General features: G+C 49.8%; 17 protein-coding genes, 1 tRNA gene and 1 pseudogene. 13 read left to right on the top strand and 6 right to left on the bottom strand.

The window, feature by feature from the left end; translation table 11 throughout:
- The 4 genes and pseudogenes from A7589_RS05665 to A7589_RS05650 form a co-directional block, all read right to left on the bottom strand.
- On the bottom strand, positions 1–181 hold a 181-nt coding region (locus A7589_RS05665; RefSeq protein ID WP_133174882.1), incomplete at its 3' end, for an FAD-dependent oxidoreductase.
- Positions 182–424: 243 nt separating this feature from the next.
- Positions 425–586 (bottom strand): annotated as a pseudogene (locus A7589_RS05660) (Arm DNA-binding domain-containing protein); the annotation flags it as partial.
- A 165-nt stretch (positions 587–751) separates the two neighbouring features.
- Positions 752–826, bottom strand: a tRNA-Arg gene (locus A7589_RS05655).
- Positions 827–901: 75 nt separating this feature from the next.
- The gene (locus A7589_RS05650) at positions 902–1,834 is read right to left on the bottom strand and encodes a formate/nitrite transporter family protein (RefSeq protein ID WP_000368111.1); all 933 of its coding nucleotides are present in this window, start codon (positions 1,832–1,834) and stop codon (positions 902–904) included.
- A gap of 303 nt (positions 1,835–2,137) precedes the next feature.
- Here A7589_RS05650 and mlaA point away from each other — a divergent pair, with 303 nt between their 5' ends.
- A complete protein-coding gene (gene mlaA / locus A7589_RS05640; protein WP_000776783.1) occupies positions 2,138–2,893 on the top strand; it encodes a phospholipid-binding lipoprotein MlaA in 756 nt (251 codons plus the stop codon).
- Positions 2,894–2,954: 61 nt separating this feature from the next.
- On the opposite strand, the gene fadL is transcribed toward mlaA, so the two are convergent.
- The gene (gene fadL / locus A7589_RS05635) at positions 2,955–4,295 is read right to left on the bottom strand and encodes a long-chain fatty acid transporter FadL (protein WP_010355469.1); all 1,341 of its coding nucleotides are present in this window, start codon (positions 4,293–4,295) and stop codon (positions 2,955–2,957) included.
- 371 nt (positions 4,296–4,666) lie between these two features.
- On the opposite strand from fadL, the gene A7589_RS05625 reads away from it, so the two are divergent.
- The 11 genes from A7589_RS05625 (at position 4,667) to A7589_RS05575 (ending at position 16,420) form a co-directional block, all read left to right on the top strand.
- Positions 4,667–4,951 (top strand): YfcZ/YiiS family protein, encoded by a 285-nt coding sequence (locus A7589_RS05625; RefSeq protein WP_010353400.1) that lies wholly within the window; start codon positions 4,667–4,669, stop codon positions 4,949–4,951.
- Between the two features lie 180 nt (positions 4,952–5,131).
- Positions 5,132–6,442, top strand: coding sequence for an acetyl-CoA C-acyltransferase FadI (gene fadI, locus A7589_RS05620; protein WP_105282499.1), 1,311 nt, complete (start codon positions 5,132–5,134; stop codon positions 6,440–6,442).
- Positions 6,442–8,586 (top strand): fatty acid oxidation complex subunit alpha FadJ, encoded by a 2,145-nt coding sequence (gene fadJ / locus A7589_RS05615; RefSeq protein WP_000424979.1) that lies wholly within the window; start codon positions 6,442–6,444, stop codon positions 8,584–8,586. The genes fadI and fadJ overlap by 1 nt, the downstream gene beginning before the upstream one ends.
- A gap of 202 nt (positions 8,587–8,788) precedes the next feature.
- Positions 8,789–9,274 (top strand): phosphohistidine phosphatase SixA, encoded by a 486-nt coding sequence (gene sixA / locus A7589_RS05610; RefSeq protein ID WP_001195811.1) that lies wholly within the window; start codon positions 8,789–8,791, stop codon positions 9,272–9,274.
- A 671-nt stretch (positions 9,275–9,945) separates the two neighbouring features.
- On the top strand, positions 9,946–10,509 hold the full coding sequence (locus tag A7589_RS05605) for a fimbrial protein (protein WP_108188759.1): 564 nt from the start codon (positions 9,946–9,948) through the stop codon (positions 10,507–10,509).
- 82 nt (positions 10,510–10,591) lie between these two features.
- A complete protein-coding gene (locus A7589_RS05600; protein ID WP_010358806.1) occupies positions 10,592–13,228 on the top strand; it encodes a fimbrial biogenesis outer membrane usher protein in 2,637 nt (878 codons plus the stop codon).
- Positions 13,229–13,247: 19 nt separating this feature from the next.
- Positions 13,248–14,000 carry a fimbria/pilus periplasmic chaperone gene (locus A7589_RS05595; RefSeq protein ID WP_000288639.1) on the top strand — a complete coding sequence of 251 codons (753 nt, stop codon included), beginning with the start codon at positions 13,248–13,250 and terminating at the stop codon, positions 13,998–14,000.
- A 15-nt stretch (positions 14,001–14,015) separates the two neighbouring features.
- Positions 14,016–14,531: a fimbrial protein gene (locus A7589_RS05590; protein WP_000877923.1), complete on the top strand. Its 516-nt coding sequence runs from the start codon at positions 14,016–14,018 to the stop codon at positions 14,529–14,531.
- On the top strand, positions 14,528–15,016 hold the full coding sequence (locus A7589_RS05585; protein ID WP_000736550.1) for a fimbrial protein: 489 nt from the start codon (positions 14,528–14,530) through the stop codon (positions 15,014–15,016). The genes A7589_RS05590 and A7589_RS05585 overlap by 4 nt, the downstream gene beginning before the upstream one ends.
- Complete coding sequence (locus tag A7589_RS05580) at positions 15,013–15,552, top strand: fimbrial protein (RefSeq protein WP_000847941.1); 540 nt, start codon at positions 15,013–15,015, stop codon at positions 15,550–15,552. Before A7589_RS05585 ends, A7589_RS05580 begins: the two co-directional genes overlap by 4 nt.
- Before the next feature lies 1 nt (position 15,553).
- Positions 15,554–16,420, top strand: a complete 867-nt coding sequence (locus A7589_RS05575) for a StfH/YfcO family fimbrial adhesin (RefSeq protein WP_016158699.1) — start codon at positions 15,554–15,556, stop codon at positions 16,418–16,420.
- Between the two features lie 104 nt (positions 16,421–16,524).
- Here A7589_RS05575 and smrB read toward each other — a convergent pair whose 3' ends face one another.
- Positions 16,525–17,076: an endonuclease SmrB gene (smrB, locus tag A7589_RS05570; RefSeq protein WP_000730806.1), complete on the bottom strand. Its 552-nt coding sequence runs from the start codon at positions 17,074–17,076 to the stop codon at positions 16,525–16,527.
- 165 nt (positions 17,077–17,241) lie between these two features.
- Here smrB and prmB point away from each other — a divergent pair, with 165 nt between their 5' ends.
- Positions 17,242–18,174 carry a 50S ribosomal protein L3 N(5)-glutamine methyltransferase gene (prmB, locus tag A7589_RS05565; protein ID WP_010351486.1) on the top strand — a complete coding sequence of 311 codons (933 nt, stop codon included), beginning with the start codon at positions 17,242–17,244 and terminating at the stop codon, positions 18,172–18,174.
- Positions 18,175–18,200: the final 26 nt, after the last annotated feature.

The following is an 18,200-nucleotide window of genomic DNA, read 5'->3' as shown; positions in this document are numbered from 1 at the left end:
AGTTGGAGTCATTACCATGATAGCCATTGTGAACTCGAGCCTGATTAACATAGGATGCTCGGGACATGAGTTCTTGACTTTTCTCATAAACTGTAACTTTACAACCCTTCAATGCAAGTTGTTCTGCCAGATACAAACCAAAAAAACCGCCTCCTGCGATTGCAATATTTTTACTCCCCATAATCGTAACCTCCGAAAAATACGTTAAAACTAGAAGTATTAACGTTGGTAAGTTTTGGCTTAAAAATTTTAACCGCAGTTATATTTTTAGATTATCCTTAATATTAAGATAATACTTAATTCGTGAGATGAATGAAAGTCTATTGTGAATTTTTAGTGATTTATTGAATTTGTTCAGCTGAACAGCGGTGATTGTAGTGGTTAACAAAAACTGGCCACGATTTTAGATTTTTTCTGGTATCTATTTTCCGACAGTCAGGATTTTCTCCTTGCCGTCAATCTTGTAGCGAAGCTGCCATACCTTTTTCCCGGATACAGGGACATAAAGGTACAGACCATTACCATCGAGAAGTCGATATGGTTTTTCTTTCGGCTTTGCTGCTTCAATCTGCTTAACAGTGAGCATGGGTAAAAATCCGGTGGGTAAAATTATTTTATCCACTTTTTACCCGTCATGAAGTGCGGCTGTTAACAATCTTACGCGAACCATGACGAACTGTGGATGCACGGAAAGCTTGATATTCAAGGGGATTTTGCGGACTGGTACAGATGATGGGAGCGAACTGATAAATGGTGTCCCCTGCAGGAATCGAACCTGCAATTAGCCCTTAGGAGGGGCTCGTTATATCCATTTAACTAAGAGGACAGCGCGGCATGAGTATAACCGCTATTAAACAGCGGAGTAAGTACACTGCCGCTCGATTGCTTAAACCCTCGCCACTTATAGCGGATTTTTATCATTTTTCTTAATGATTTCCGCATGTTCTGCTTTCTGGCGTGCCTCTTCTTTACGCTTGTTACTCATATCGTTACGGATTTGCGCATGGCTCATTAATGCGAAGATGAAGGTGCCGCCGCAGATGTTTCCCGCCAGAGTAGGTAGCGCGAATGGCCAGATGAAATCGCTCCAGTGCAGCGTGCCGTTAAAGACCAGATAGAGGATCTCTACAGAACCGACGACGATGTGGGTAGTGTCGCCCAGTGCGATAAGCCACGTCATCAATATAATTACTACAATCTTTGCCGCTCCCGCCGCAGGGAACATCCATACCATTGTGGCTATAAGCCAGCCGGAGATGATCGCGTTGGCAAACATCTCGCTGGGGGTGTTTTTCATCACACCCATGCCGATTTTGACAAACGCATCGCGGGTTTCTTCATTAAAGATAGGCATATACTCAAAAGCCCACGCCGCAATACCTGTTCCGAGAATATTACCCAGCAGCACGACGCCCCATAACCGCATCAGTAAGCCGATGTTGCCGATAGTCGGTTTTTGCATCACCGGCAGTACCGCAGTTACGGTATTCTCAGTAAATAATTGCTGGCGAGCCATAATGACGATAATAAAACCAAAGGTATAACCCAGATTCTCCAGCAAAAAGCTCCCCGGTACGCCCTCCAGTTCGACATGAAATATCCCTTTTGCCAGTAGAGATGCGCCCATCGACAGACCCGCTGCAATGGCTGACCATAGTAGCGCCATTGCGTCGCGCTCCAGCTCTTTTTCGCCGTCCTGGCGGATATGTTCGTGAATAGCCATCGCTCTGGAGGGGAGCCGGTCTTCATCGATTTCTATTTTTTTTCCACGCTCTTTTTCTTCGCTCTCTACTTCAAGTTCGTCGCTGTGTTTATCTATTTTGTCATTGTCCATGGTGTCGTCTCTTGAATTAGCACGTATAGCTAAAGCGTAGCGGCTTTTTTGCTCGCAACTGGCGGGAGTTACTCTGAAAATGTATAAAAGGCTGCGTTTGCCTTTTTCTGTTTCTACAGAATCAAGTAGCCTACAGGGCGGCGATTACCAGGCTATGATCAAGTCAGCATTCCAGGGCGTCTGGACATCAGTTGACGTGCTGTTACAATCGCCCACACCTAAACAGGCGGATACGGTATCGTTCCGTCATGGATGGCAAACTGCATAAGCCATAAAAAAGCCATAAAAAACAGGGAGACATTTATGAAGCTTCGCCTGTCGGCGCTTGCTCTGGGAACTACGCTTCTGGTGGGGTGTGCGAGTTCCGGTACAGATCAGCAAGGGCGTTCTGACCCGTTAGAAGGGTTCAACCGCACCATGTACAATTTTAACTTCAATGTGTTAGACCCGTATGTGGTTCGACCGGTAGCTGTCGTCTGGCGTGATTATGTTCCACAACCGGCGCGTAACGGTTTGAGCAACTTTACCGGCAACCTTGAAGAACCTGCGGTGATGGTTAACTACTTCTTGCAGGGCGACCCTTATCAGGGGATGGTCCACTTTACCCGCTTTTTCCTGAACACCATTTTGGGTATGGGCGGCTTTATTGATGTTGCGGGGATGGCGAATCCGAAGCTGCAACGGACTGAACCTCACCGTTTTGGTAGCACGCTCGGTCACTATGGCGTGGGCTATGGGCCGTACGTTCAGTTACCGTTCTACGGTAGCTTTACGCTGCGTGATGACGGCGGTGATATGGCAGATAGTCTTTACCCGGTACTTTCCTGGCTGACCTGGCCGATGTCGGTGGGTAAATGGACGCTTGAAGGGATCGAAACTCGTGCGCAGTTGCTGGATTCTGACGGCTTGCTTCGCCAGTCCTCCGATCCTTATATCATGGTGCGCGAGGCTTACTTCCAGCGTCATGATTTCATCGCCAATGGCGGTGAACTCAAACCACAAGAAAACCCGAATGCGCAAGCGATTCAGGATGATTTAAAAGATATCGATTCTGAATAAGCCGCAAATAAAAAAGGTGAGTCGTAAAACTCACCTTTTTTCTTATTAAGCTAACGTGTTATTAGAACGCGTAATTAAAGTTAGTCCCGAACAGCCAGGCTTTACCTTCAGACTCGAAGGAATAAGCTGCCGCGCCTTCACCTTCGGTGAATTTCACTTTCTGACCATGCATATAAGATGCGCCAACGTCAATGGATGCATCTTCATTAAATGCGTAGGTTAACCCAGCACTTAACCACAAGCGATCCTGGTCAGGAATGGAAATAGAACGTTTATCTGCCGGAACCGGGCTGTCGTCATAGGCGATACCGGTACGGAAGGTCCAGTTTTTATCGTAATAGTAGGTTGCACCCAACGCGATACGATATGCGTCACGGAATCCTTCATCTTTATAGAACAGCGTCTGACCACTATCGCCTTTCGCTTTCAGCTCCTGAAACTGGCTCCAGCTGGTATAGGCCATGCTGTAGTGAATTGCCCACTGCGGCGCAACACGGTTATAACCAGAAATCTCCCACATCTCAGGCAGGTTGAGTGTCAAGGATCCATTTTGTGTTGCACCCATCGTGCCATACGGCAAGCCCATGTTACCCAAAATGTTGTTCAGATTTGGGTTAATGGAGCTTTTGTAATCCCCTTCGAAGTCGATTTTAACTTCTGAACGATATGTCAGGCCCCAACGGTTATCTTTATCCAGTTCATAAAGAATACCCGCGTTCCAGCCAAAGCCCCACTCGTCACCTTTCAGATGAGCAATTTGAGAGTCCGGAGTATTAATACCATTGGTCAATGAAGCGGGTACACCCTGGGCAATCAACTGTTGAGACAACAAAGGCCCCAGCGAACCGGCGTAACGCTCAATTTTTGCCTTGGCGTAAACAGCATCAAAACCAAGACCAAAACTCCAGCTATTGTTAAGGCGATAAGCCCCGCTAAGGTTAAGGTTGATTGTCTGCAGATCAGTTTTACCGCCATAGATACCAGCAGCGTAGTTGTCGGTAAATTCCGTAGCCAGGCCGTAGTTGGACGTTATTGACGCCCCCCAACCAAACTGATCGTTAATAGGCGCGACAAAGTGCAGGTTAGGTACCCACGCTGTCGGTGCGATATTTTTAGCATTTGCACTCTGACCGGTTAAATTAGAATGTCCGGTAATATCTACATCCGGATCAATATAAACCGCACCCGCAGAAAAAGTCGGGCGGTCAAACATGGTAATCAACGCGGGGTTACGGCTGACGTTACCGGCATCATCGGCAATTGCGCCTTCCCCTGAATAAGCCCGGCCCAGGCCAGAGGAAGAAAATTCGTTTAACTGAAAGCCTGCCGACCAGGCCTGGGTGGAGATAAGTGCCACTGCGACTGCGAGAGCAGACTTTGTAAACAGGGTTTTCTGGCTCATGACCATAACCTCAATAATTTATTTTTATACAAACTATGTTACGTGCTGTAACAGGAGCGCGAAGTGTAGGTGCTGATGTACATCTTAGAAATCAGACCAGTGGCGAGAGTATAGGTCTGACCAGATGGAATGTTGCAAGTATGTTTCTATCTTTTTTCAAATATGATCTAAGAAACGCGATCCAGCTGGCAAAATTTGGAGGTGGCGCACTCATCCATCCGGGTGAATTTTGTTTTAGATCATTTTTAAGTGTGATTTCGGTCACTTATCCGATTTTGCAGAATTAACAACTGGAGCAGCACTTTCCGGAAGCGTAAAATATCCGCAACGTTTATCTGGCACCTTGGGTGCACATACAGAGGAAATCAACGATGAGTAAATGTAGTGCTGATGAAACCCCGGTTTGCTGCTGTATGGATGTTGGCACCATTATGGACAACTCCGATTGCACCGCGTCTTATAGCCGCGTGTTTGCAAACCGCGCAGAAGCAGAACAAATGCTGGCGGCGCTGACTGAAAAAGCCCGTGGCGTGGAATCCGAACCTTGCAAAATCACCCCGACTTTCACTGAAGAGTCTGATGGTGTTCGCCTGGATATCGATTTCACTTTTGCCTGCGAAGCTGAAATGCTGATCTTCCAGCTGGGTCTGCGTTAATTCCTCTCAGGTACGCACGCCCCTGCCAGTTGCTGGCAGGGGCGTTTTGTTTTCTCTTCTTCTTTTCTCTCTGTGTCATAGCTCCCACTTTCCCTTTTCTCCACTTGGCTAAATGTAAAAAAATGGTTAAGACTATGATCAGGTCAGACCACTTTATATATTTTTTTACAGGGGAGTGTTATGGGTCAGGTTTTACCGCTGGTTACCCGTCAGGGCGATCGTATCGCCATCGTTAGCGGATTACGCACGCCTTTTGCTCGCCAGGCGACGGCTTTTCATGGCATTCCCGCTGTTGATTTGGGGAAGATGGTCGTCGGAGAACTGCTTGCTCGTAGCGAGATCCCCGCCGAAGTGATTGAACAACTGGTATTTGGTCAGGTTGTGCAAATGCCGGAAGCCCCCAACATTGCGCGTGAAATTGTTCTTGGCACCGGAATGAACGTCCATACCGATGCTTACAGCGTCAGTCGTGCCTGTGCCACCAGTTTCCAGGCTGTGGCAAACGTTGCCGAAAGCCTGATGGCGGGAACTATTCGAGCGGGGATTGCCGGTGGGGCAGATTCCTCGTCGGTATTGCCGATTGGCGTTAGTAAAAAGCTGGCGCGCGTGCTGGTGGATGTCAACAAAGCACGCACAATGAGCCAACGGCTGAAACTCTTTTCTCGCCTGCGTTTGCGTGACTTAATGCCCGTACCGCCTGCGGTAGCAGAATATTCCACGGGCTTGCGGATGGGTGACACCGCCGAACAAATGGCGAAAACCTACGGCATTACTCGCGAACAGCAAGATGCGCTGGCGCATCGTTCGCATCAGCGAGCCGCTCACGCGTGGTCGGAAGGTAAACTCAAAGAAGAAGTGATGACCGCCTTTATCCCTCCTTATAAACAACCGTTCGCGGAAGATAATAATATTCGCGGTAATTCCACGCTTGCCGATTACGCAAAGCTGCGTCCGGCGTTTGATCGCAAACACGGAACGGTAACGGCGGCAAACAGCACGCCGCTGACCGATGGTGCTGCGGCGGTGATCCTGATGACCGAATCGCGGGCGAAAGAATTAGGGTTGTTACCGCTGGGGTATCTGCGCAGTTATGCATTTACCGCGATAGATGTCTGGCAGGACATGCTGCTCGGCCCGGCCTGGTCAACACCGCTGGCGCTGGAACGTGCTGGTTTGACGATGAGCGATCTGACATTGATTGATATGCACGAAGCCTTTGCTGCCCAGACGCTGGCGAATATTCAGTTGCTGGGTAGCGAACGTTTTGCCCGCGATGTGCTGGGGCGCGCACATGCCACTGGTGAAGTGGATGACAGCAAATTTAACGTGCTTGGCGGCTCGATAGCTTACGGGCATCCCTTTGCGGCGACTGGCGCGCGGATGATAACTCAGACATTGCATGAACTTCGCCGACGCGGCGGTGGATTTGGTTTAGTGACCGCCTGTGCTGCCGGTGGGCTTGGCGCAGCAATGGTTCTGGAGGCGGAATAATGGAAATGGCATCAGCATTTACCCTCAATATGCGTCTGGACAACATTGCCATCATCACCATCGACGTTCCCGGTGAGAAAATGAATACCCTGAAGGTGGAGTTTGCCTCACAGGTGCGAGTCATTATTAAGCAACTCCGCGAAAATAAAGATCTGCGCGGCGTGGTGTTTATCTCCGCGAAACCAGACAACTTTATTGCCGGCGCGGATATCAACATGATCGGCAACTGCAAAACGGCGCAAGAAGCGGAAGCACTGGCGCGGCAGGGGCAACAGTTAATGGCAGAGATTCATGCTTTGCCCGTTCCGGTTATCGCGGCTATTCACGGCGCATGTCTTGGCGGCGGGCTGGAGCTAGCACTGGCGTGTCATGGTCGCATCTGTACCGACGATCCTAAAACGGTGCTCGGTTTGCCTGAAGTTCAGCTTGGGTTGTTACCCGGTTCAGGTGGAACCCAGCGTTTACCGCGCCTGATAGGCGTCAGCACAGCATTAGAGATGATCCTCACCGGCAAGCAGCTTCGGGCAAAACAGGCGTTAAAGCTGGGGCTGGTGGATGACGTCGTTCCGCATTCCATTTTACTGGAAGCCGCTGTGGAGCTGGCGAAGCAGGATCGTCCGGTTTCGCGGACACTCCCGGTTCGCGAACGTGTGATGGCGGGGCCATTAGGTCGTGCGCTGTTATTCAAAATGGTAAGCAAAAAAACAGAACAGAAAACCCAGGGTAACTATCCGGCGACGGAACGTATTCTTGAGGTTGTCGAGACAGGGTTAGCGCAGGGCACCAGCAGCGGCTATGACGCTGAAGCAAGAGCCTTTGGTGAACTGGCGATGACGTCGCAATCAAAGGCATTGCGCAATATCTTTTTTGCCAGTACTGATGTGAAGAAAGATCCTGGCAGCAATGTTGCACCCGCTCCCTTAAACAGCGTGGGGATTTTAGGCGGCGGCTTGATGGGCGGCGGTATTGCTTACGTCACTGCCTGTAAAGCGGGTCTGCCGGTACGAATTAAAGATATCAACGCTCAGGGGATTAATCATGCGCTGAAATACAGTTGGGATCAGCTGGAGAGTAAAGTGCGCCGTCGTCATCTCAAAGCCAGTGAACGCGACAAACAGCTGGCGCTGATTTCGGGGGCGACGGATTATCGCGGCTTTGCCCATCGCGATCTGATTATTGAAGCAGTATTTGAAAATCTCGAATTAAAACAACAGATGGTGGCAGAAGTTGAGCAAAACTGCGCCGCTCATACCATTTTTGCTTCGAATACCTCATCTTTACCGATTGGCGATATCGCCGCTCACGCCACGCGACCAGAGCAAGTTATCGGCCTGCATTTCTTCAGTCCGGTGGAAAAAATGCCGCTGGTGGAGATCATTCCTCATGCGGGGACATCGGCGCAAACCATCGCCACTACGGTAAAACTGGCGAAAAAACAGGGTAAAACGCCAATTGTCGTGCGTGACAAAGCCGGGTTTTACGTCAATCGCATCTTAGCGCCTTACATTAATGAAGCTATCCGCATGTTGACCGAAGGTGAGCGGGTAGAGCACATTGATGCCGCGCTGGTGAAATTTGGTTTTCCGGTAGGTCCAATCCAACTTTTGGATGAGGTAGGAATCGACACCGGGACTAAAATTATTCCTGTACTGGAAGCAGCTTATGGAGAACGTTTTAGCGCGCCTGCAAATGTTGTTTCTTCAATTTTGAACGATGATCGCAAAGGCAGAAAAAATGACCGGGGTTTCTATCTTTACGGTCAGAAAGGGCGTAAAAGCAAAAAACAGGTCGATCCCGCCATTTACCCGCTGATTGGCGCGCAAGGGCAGGGGCGGCTTTCCGCACCGCAGGTTGCTGAACGGTGCGTGATGTTGATGCTGAATGAAGCAGTACGTTGTCTGGACGAGCAGGTTATCCGAAGCGTGCGTGACGGGGACATTGGCGCGGCATTTGGCATTGGTTTTCCACCGTTTCTTGGTGGGCCGTTCCGCTATATCGATTCTCTCGGCGCGGGTGAAGTGGTTGCATTAATGCAGCGACTGGCCACGCAGTATGGTTCTCGTTTTACCCCTTGCGAGCGTTTAGTAGAGATGGGCGCGCGTGGGGAAAGTTTTTGGAAAACAACTGCAACTGACCTGCAATAAGAAGGTCAAAGCTATATGAATCCGCGCTGAATGGCGGAGTGTTGTTCAAAATGTAAACGCATATTGACTATACTTACGCCATTGAGGTAAAAAACAGCGTTTCATTCGGTGAATGGATAAGGCACAATGCCGGCCACCGTCCTCTTTATCTGGTTTCAGATGAAAGAAGACGGGCGAATCTGGTTAACAAAAGCGGTGCAATATGCAAGTTTTTATCATGCGTCACGGCGACGCAGCCCTCGATGCCGCCAGTGATTCGGTTCGTCCTCTGACCACTAACGGTTGTGACGAATCTCGCCTGATGGCGAACTGGCTGAAAGGTCAAAAAGTGGAAATCGAACGCGTTCTGGTGAGCCCGTTCCTGCGAGCCGAGCAAACACTGGACGAAGTAGGGGATTGTCTGAACCTGCCTTCCAGTGCAGAAGTTCTGCCGGAGTTAACGCCCTGCGGCGATGTTGGCCTGGTCAGTGCCTATCTGCAGGCGTTGACCAATGAAGGTGTTGCTTCGGTACTGGTGATCTCCCATTTACCATTAGTCGGGTATCTGGTCGCCGAGTTATGTCCGGGCGAAACGCCGCCTATGTTTACCACCTCGGCCATTGCCAGCGTAACGCTTGATGAAAGCGGAAAAGGTCAATTCAACTGGCAGATGAGCCCGTGTAATCTGAAGATGGCAAAAGCAATTTGATATGAACGTGTAAGGCCCGCTGGCGTAAGCTGTCGGGCCTTAGTTTTGCTTACTGTATTGAAATCATTGCTATTTAAATGCGTTTAATCGTCCTGGTGTGAAAAAATAAATGTTTCCATTTATAGTAATGGTGCTTATTTCTTTTCACAAAGTTACATATGGAAGTAATTGTTGCTTTTTTGCATGGGTTATTATTTTTCGAAAAGAGGTGTTAAAAAATAAAAGATAACATTGCCGAGTAGATATTTTTGGGTCTTGATATAATATTAATTCAGAAAGATTAATATTATATCTTCGAGAAGCTAAAGTCACAATTGCCATATTTATTTTTAGCTGTTTTATGATCCAGAATCATTCATGGTATAAAGTGTTTGTACCGTTTTGATGAAATGTTCTGCTGCTTTTTGAGATAACCCTCAAGCTATTATTTGTGCTGTTGATTATTTAAAAATTTCTACACTGTGTTGTTAGTAAATTTAAATTGAATCAGTCTCATTAAAATATCAACATTGCCGCCACGCCAAAGAATATCATCTCGTGCAACCCGTATTTTATGGATCAGAAATCCTATTCAATGGTTGGTTAAAAGCTGCTGAAGAAAGATTGAGGGATTTTATCGTCAATATTTCAGTTAGCTTATATTCTAATTATTTATGGTTTAAGGACAAATAATGAGTAAGTTTGTAAAAACAGCTATTGCAGCAGCAATGGTAATGGGTGCGTTCACTTCAACATCTTCTTTCGCAGAAGGTAACAACGGTACTGCCCGTTTTTACGGCACCATTGAAGATTCAGTTTGCTCAATCGTACCAGACGATCACAAACTGGAAGTGGATATGGGTAATATCGGTGCAGATAAACTGAAAAACAACGGCACTACCACGCCGAAAGATTTCCAGATTCGTTTGCAGGACTGCGTGTTTGATACCCAAACTACCATGGCCACTACCTTCACCGGTACTGTGTCTACGGCGAATAGCGGCAACTATTACACCATTTTTAATACTGATACCGGTGCGGCGTTTAACAACGTGAGCCTGGCGATTGGTGATCAACAAGGAACCTCTTACAAAAGTGGCGCTGGCATTAATCAGCAGATCGTAAAAGATACTGCAACCTCCAAAGGCAAACCGAAACAAACTTTAAACTTTAAAGCCTGGCTGGTAGGTGCGACTGACGCGCCGGATCTGGGTGGTTTTGAAGCTAATACCACCTTCCAGATTACCTATCTCTAAGGTATGTCCCCTCATAGCAGCAATGCTATGAGGGGTTTTTAGCGTTTCGATAGTCTTTAAATAACCACGGATGGATACGTGTATGCCTGACCATTCCCTTTTCCGCTTACGGGCGCTTCCCTGGTGTGTTGCTATGGCAATATCTGGATGCCATATCAATGCCTGGGCCGACGAAGATATTCAGTTTGATTCCCGTTTTCTGGAATTAAAAGGCGACACGAAAATTGATCTGAAGCGTTTTTCCAGTCAGGGTTATGTTGAACCGGGTAAATATAATTTACAGGTTCAGGTAAATAAACAGCCGTTACCCGATGAATATGATATTTACTGGTATGCGTCAGAAAACGATAAAAATAAAACTTATGCCTGCCTGTCGCCGGAGCTGGTGGCGCAGCTTGGTTTTAAAGAAGACATTGCACAAAAATTGCAATGGGATAACGACGGTAAATGTCTCAAGCCAGGCCAACTTGACGGTCTGGAAATACGTGCTGATTTAAGCCAGTCCGCGCTGCTCATCACCTTACCGCAGGCTTATCTTGAATACAGCGATGTAGACTGGGATCCACCTTCGCGCTGGGATGATGGCATCCCCGGTTTCATTGCCGATTACAGCATCAACGCCCAAACCCGACACGAAGAAAATGGCGGCGATGACAGCAACGACATCAGCGGAAATGGTACGGTTGGCGTTAACCTTGGGCCGTGGCGTCTGCGCGCCGACTGGCAGAGCGATTATCAGCACACCCGCAGCAACGATGAAGAGACGGATAACAGCACCGAGAGAAACTGGGACTGGAGCCGTTACTACGCCTGGCGTGCGTTACCGAGCCTGAAAGCCAAACTGGCACTTGGCGAAGACTATCTCGACTCCGATATTTTTGATGGTTTTAACTACATCGGCGGTAGCATCAGTACCGACGATCAAATGTTGCCGCCGAACCTGCGCGGCTACGCCCCGGATATTTCCGGCGTGGCCCATACGGCGGCGAAAGTCACCGTCAGTCAGGCCGGGCGCATAATTTATGAAACCCAGGTGCCTGCCGGGCCATTCCGTATTCAGGATCTCGGTGAATTTAACTCTGGTACGCTGCATGTGCGCATTGAAGAGCTGAACGGCCAGGTGCAGGAGTATGACATCAGCACCGCTTCCATGCCGTTTCTGACGCGCCCTGGTCAGGTGCGCTACAAAGTGATGATGGGGCGCCCGCAGGAATGGGGACACCATGTACAGGGCGGATTCTTCTCCGGTGGCGAAGCGTCTTGGGGGATAGCCAACGGCTGGTCGCTGTACGGCGGGGCGCTGGGCGATGAAAACTATCAGTCTGCCGCGCTTGGCATCGGGCGCGATCTCTCTATTTTCGGCGCGATGGCGTTTGATATTACCCACTCGCATACCCGACTCGACGATTCAACCGCTTACGGCAAGGGTACGCTCGACGGTAACTCCTTCCGGGTCAGTTACTCCAAAGACTTTGATGAACTAAACAGTCGCGTCACCTTCGCCGGATACCGCTTCTCTGAAGAAAACTATATGACCATGAGCGAGTATCTGGACGCGAATGACAGCGAAATGGTTCGCGCCGGCAACGATAAAGAGATGTACACCGCCACCTATAACCAGAACTTCAGGGATGCCGGCGTTTCTGTTTATCTGAACTATACGCGCCATACCTACTGGGATCGCGAGGAGCAGACCAACTACAACGTCATGCTTTCCCATTATTTCAATATGGGCGGCATTCGCAACATGAGTATCTCCCTGACAGGTTATCGCTACGAGTATGACAACAGCGCCGACAAAGGCGTCTATATCTCCTTAAGTATGCCGTGGGGTGATAACAGCACCGTGAGTTACAACGGCAACTACGGCAGCGGTTCAGACAGCAGTCAGGTGGGATACTTCAACCGTATTGATGACGCCAGCCACTATCAGATAAACGTTGGCAGCAGTGAAAATCACTCCAGCGTAGATGGTTATTACAGCCATGACAGCTCTATGGCACACGTGGATCTGAGTGCTAACTACCATGAAGGGCAATACACTTCTGCCGGGCTGTCGCTGCAAGGTGGAGCCACGTTAACGGCGCACGGTGGCGCGTTGCATCGTACTCAAAACATGGGCGGTACGCGCCTGCTTATCGACGCTGACGGCGTGGCTGACGTACCGGTCGAAGGTAACGGTTCAGCGGTTTACACCAACATGTTCGGTAAAGCCGTCGTTGCGGACGTCAATAACTACTACCGTAACCAGGCCACGATTGACCTGACTAAACTGCCAGAGAACGCCGAAGCCACGCAGTCAGTGGTGCAGGCGACGCTGACCGAAGGAGCCATTGGCTACCGTAAATTTGCGGTCATTAGTGGACAAAAGGCGATGGCTGTCCTGCGCATGAGTGATGGCAGTTATCCACCATTTGGTGCAGAAGTGAAAAACGAACACGACCAACAGGTCGGTCTGGTCGATGATGACGGCAACGTCTATCTGGCCGGAGTAAAAGCTGGCGAACGTATGAGCGTCTCATGGAATGGGGCTTCCCACTGTGAGATCTCCCTGCCAGATCCATTGCCTGCTGACTTGTTCAATGGCCTGTTACTGCCGTGTAAGCAAAAAGGCACAGTGACGCCTGCTACGCCGGTGGAAATCAAACCGGTGATTCAGGAACAGACGCAACAGGTCACGCCGGGTACACCGCCAGTCGCTATCTCCGCTAACCAATAACGTGATTAAGGAATGATCCATGTATACACAGACTAATACTGCAAAAATGGTTGCCCCGGCGCTGGCGCTGCTGGTGACCGCCGCCAGTTTTACAACCCACGCATCGGTAACGCCCGACCGCACCCGCTTGATCTTCAAAGAAAGCGACAAATCCATCAGCGTCACGTTGCGTAATAACGATCCTAAGCTGCCATACCTGGCGCAAAGCTGGATAGAAGACGAAAAGGGCAACAAAATCAGCTCGCCATTGACGGTACTGCCGCCGGTACAGCGCATTGATGCGATGATGAATGGTCAGGTAAAAGTCCAGGGAATGCCGGATATCAGCAAGTTACCCGCCGATCGTGAGAGCATGTTCTACTTTAACGTGCGTGAAATTCCGCCAAAATCGAACAAACCTAACACCCTGCAAATTGCGCTGCAAACGCGTATCAAACTGTTCTGGCGACCCAGGGCGCTGGCAGAAATCAACATGAGAGATCCGTGGCAGCACAAGGTGACCTTAACCCGCAATGGTCAGACCTTCACCGTTAATAACCCAACGCCGTATTACGTGATCCTCAGCAACGCCAGTACGCAGAAAAATGGTAATCCGGCAGCCGGGTTTACGCCGCTGGTGATGCCGCCGAAAACATCCGCACCGCTGAATGTGAAGATGGACAGTGTGCCGGTGCTGACTTACGTCAACGACTACGGCGCGCGACTGTCGCTGATATTTAAATGTAATGGCAATAGTTGCCAGGTGGATGCAGAGCAGAGCCGCAAAGGCTGATGCCGGGAGAGTCTTATGAAATACACGTTTCTGGTGGGAACGGGCATTTTGCTCCTGAGCGGCTGGCTGACGGGCAACGTTGCTTTTGCGGGAGAAAGTAAACCGGTGTCATTAACGTTGCGCATTATGGTGGATGGGCCACCGCCCTGTTCCGTGAAAGGGAGCAATGTTGAATTTGGCAATGTGTACATTAACAAAATAAATGGCACAAATTACCGCACGACGGAGGCGCTTTATACCCTGAACTGCGGAAATAAGGCATCAGGTGTTGATGATCTGCGGATGCAGCTTAAAGGCTCCACCACCGTGATTAACGGGGAAACGGTCATTGCGACCGAAATTTCAGGCCTGGGCATTCGCATTGAAAACGGCGCCGATAACTCCCTGTTTAAAGTGGGTGAAGGTAACTGGTCTGATTTCAATGTTAACCAGTTGCCCAATCTCAAAGCGGTGCCGGTAAAACAAAGTGGAGTGCAGCTTACGCCAGCGGAATTTAACGCCAGCATGACGATGGTGGTGGATTACCAATGAAAAAACTCTCGCTCCTTTTACTCTGCGCCTGCAGCGGCGTTGCCCTGGCGGCTGACGATGACATCACCTTCCACGGTACGCTGGTGGCACCGCCTGTCTGTACTATCAGCGGTGGAAAGACCATCGAAGTGGAATTTCGCGATCTCATCATCGACAGCATCAACGGGGACTATGGTCGCAAGGAAGTGAACTATGACCTGAGCTGTGACTCCGCAGTTCGCGATCCCGACTGGAATATGACGCTCACCTGGACGGGGACGCAGACCTCGTACAATGACGCGGCTATCGAAACAGACGTTCCCGGCTTTGGTATTGAGCTTCAGCACGATGGTCAGCGTTTTAAGCTGAATACGCCGCTTGCCATTAACGCCACCGATTTTACGCAAAAGCCGAAGCTGGAAGCTGTGCCGGTAAAATCGGCTGATGCGGTGTTGAGTGATACCACGTTTTCGGCCTGGGCAACATTACGGGTGGATTATCAATGAAGACAGGACGCATTTATTCGCTCGGTTACGCGCTTTTAGCGGGTCTGCTGCTGACTGGTAGTACTCGTACTCTGGCCGTGGACAACAACCTGCATTTTTCCGGCAACTTGTTAAGCCGCTCCTGCACGCTGGTGGTTGATGGCGGAAATCTGGCAGAAGTGCATTTTCCTGCCATCAGCCGTCAGGATCTTATGGTCGCGGGGGAATCCCCGCGCGTTCCGGTGGTGTTTAAGTTGAAAGATTGTAAGGGACCAGCGAGTTACCAGGTGCAGGTGACCCTTACCGGTACGGAAGACAGCGAGCAACCGGGTTTCCTTGCGCTGGATACCACCTCAGCCGCTCAGGGCGTCGGGATTGGGATGGAGACGACCGACGGTGTGCGGGTGTCGATTAACAACCCGACCGGAGCGAAATTTACACTCAGCGATGGCAGCAATGACATTAATTTCAGGGCCTGGCTGCAGGCGAAAAGCGGTCGCGATGTCACGCTCGGTGATTTTACCGCCAACCTGACGGCAACCTTTGAGTATATATAAGATGAAAAAAATACGATTACTGCTTTGCGTCATGCTGGTGCTGTGCTTTAGCCAGGGAGCTCAGGCGAAACTGGGGGGAGTCTATACTGACGTGAAGATCTATTATGGTACGGTTGGCTCAAGGGCAGAACTTAACTTCACCCTTGATTTACTGACCACCAATGGAGTTTATCATGGGGAGTATTATCAGAATGTCGACCATGGCGTGAAGTATGGGGATCTTCCTAATCAGTCGTGGACCGGGCCTGGAAACGTGCCCGCACCCAAAATCACGATCCGTACAGTAGATGATGCATCAGATTCTTTTTGTCCGGGCGTGAACGATATTGATAAAGGTCTGCCCTGGGAATGCACAGTAGCAGGACTGACCATAGAAGTCGACGGTTCAGCAGAGACATGCCCATGGTTGGTGGGGTTGACGGCAAACAGTTCTACACGGGTAATCGATGGTGGTAAATGGATAACGGAATACTATAGGGGGCCGACAGCCTATGAAACAACGTGCCCGAGTGAGCCATTAACGACTTATGATATCTCCTGGAGTGACAGCCGCGTTGAACACACAAAGATTTTGAACCTGAAATCAACAGGGGCCGTTATTGAACAAAACTTATCGACTTACCTGATGAAAGATGGTCAGCTCTGCGATGGCAGTGGAACGGATGAACGCGCCGCCTATTGTCGTTTTGTAAATCAGTTGATGACATTTACTGCTGAAGGATGTGATGACGCTAAAGTGACGGTGGCGCCAACGCAGCACCCTATTACCGATCGACAACTGCACGATATGTTAGTGCGTGTGGATACCAGTAGCAGGCAGCCAATAGACGCCACGTGTCGGTTCCAGTACATATTGAATATGCTGTAGCGCCCAGACTGGATAAGGCGTTCACGCCGCATCCGGCATTTCTTGTCGGATGCGATGCTGACGCATCTTATCCGACCTGCAAATTCCATATCGGTTGTTGCCATTCAGGGCAATTCTGGCGGCAGCCACTCTTCCACTTCAATCAACACTAACAGCGCCGCATCGCCGCCGTACTCTTTCGGTGCCTGGTGAAATGCCATCACATGCGGATGCTGCGCCAGCCACAGCGGCGTTTGCTGTTTTAAAATATGCTTACCGTGCCCGTGCATGACACAGGCACAAAACACATGCTCACGGCGGCAGGCGGCAATCAACGCGCCTAACTCTTGTTTGGCCTGAAGCTGCGTCAGACCATGCAAATCCAAAAACAGTTCTGGCGAATAATCACCACGGCGCAGTTTCTTCGCCTCAAAATGACTGACATCCGGGCGGACATATTTCACCGGGCCTTCGGTATTTAATAACGGTTGAAACTCATCGGAGAAATAATGGCTGGCATCCGCCTGTTCCTGAATCAACCGCTTGACCGGCACTTCGCTGATTTTTTTACGCTGCGGTCGATGGACAATCGTGTCCTGCTTAATCTTGCGAGTGCCCGCCATCAGCTGGCGAAACAGTGCCTGATCCTCCTCGCTGAGTGTTGTTTTCTTTTTCATTTATGCATCTCTATTTTAATTTTCCTACAGTTTACCCGACTCGCAGCGCAATCGATCGGTCAAAACATAATTTTCCTGTGTCATCGCCGCGTGAATGCTGATTTATCGTCATCTTCATGGCAAACTAGCCGCCGAAATTAATGCGACCATGCCCTGGAGGAATACGTGGATAAAATTTTCGTCGATGAAGCAGTAAATGAGCTGCAAACCATTCAGGACATGTTGCGCTGGTCGGTTAGCCGCTTCAGCGCGGCAAATATCTGGTACGGTCACGGCACAGACAACCCGTGGGACGAAGCAGTGCAACTGGTGTTGCCGTCGCTCTACCTGCCGCTGGATATTCCGGAAGATATGCGTAACGCCCGCCTGACCTCCAGCGAAAAACACCGTATTGTTGAGCGCGTGATCCGCCGCGTCAACGAACGCATTCCGGTGGCCTATTTGACTAACAAAGCCTGGTTCTGCGGTCATGAATTTTACGTCGATGAACGCGTACTGGTGCCGCGCTCGCCGATTGGTGAACTGATCAACAATAAATTTGCCGGACTTATCAGCAAGCAACCGCAGCATATTTTAGATATGTGTACCGGTAGCGGCTGCATCGCCATTGCCTGCGCTTATGCCTTCCCGGAAGCGGAAGTCGACGCGGTGGATATCTCTCCCGACGCGCTGGCGGTTGCCGAACAGAACATCGAAGAACACGGTTTGATCCATAACGTCATTCCGATTCGATCCGATCTGTTCCGTGACTTGCCGAAAGTGCAGTACGACCTGATCGTCACCAACCCGCCGTATGTCGATGCGGAAGATATGTCCGACCTGCCAAATGAATACCGCCACGAGCCGGAACTGGGTCTGGCATCTGGCACCGACGGCCTGAAACTGACGCGCCGCATTCTCGGTAACGCGGCAGATTACCTTGCTGATGATGGCGTGCTGATTTGTGAAGTCGGCAACAGCATGGTACATCTTATGGAACAATATCCGGATGTTCCGTTCACCTGGCTGGAGTTTGATAACGGCGGCGATGGTGTGTTTATGCTCACCAAAGCGCAGCTTATTGCGGCACGGGAACATTTTGGAATTTATAAAGATTAAGTAAACACGCAAACACAACAATAACG

Origin of the sequence: Escherichia sp. MOD1-EC6475 (assembly GCF_003046645.1) — a bacterium.
Classification (GTDB): Bacteria; Pseudomonadota; Gammaproteobacteria; order Enterobacterales; family Enterobacteriaceae; genus Escherichia; species Escherichia ruysiae.
This window is presented reverse-complemented; position numbering and strand designations above follow the sequence as displayed.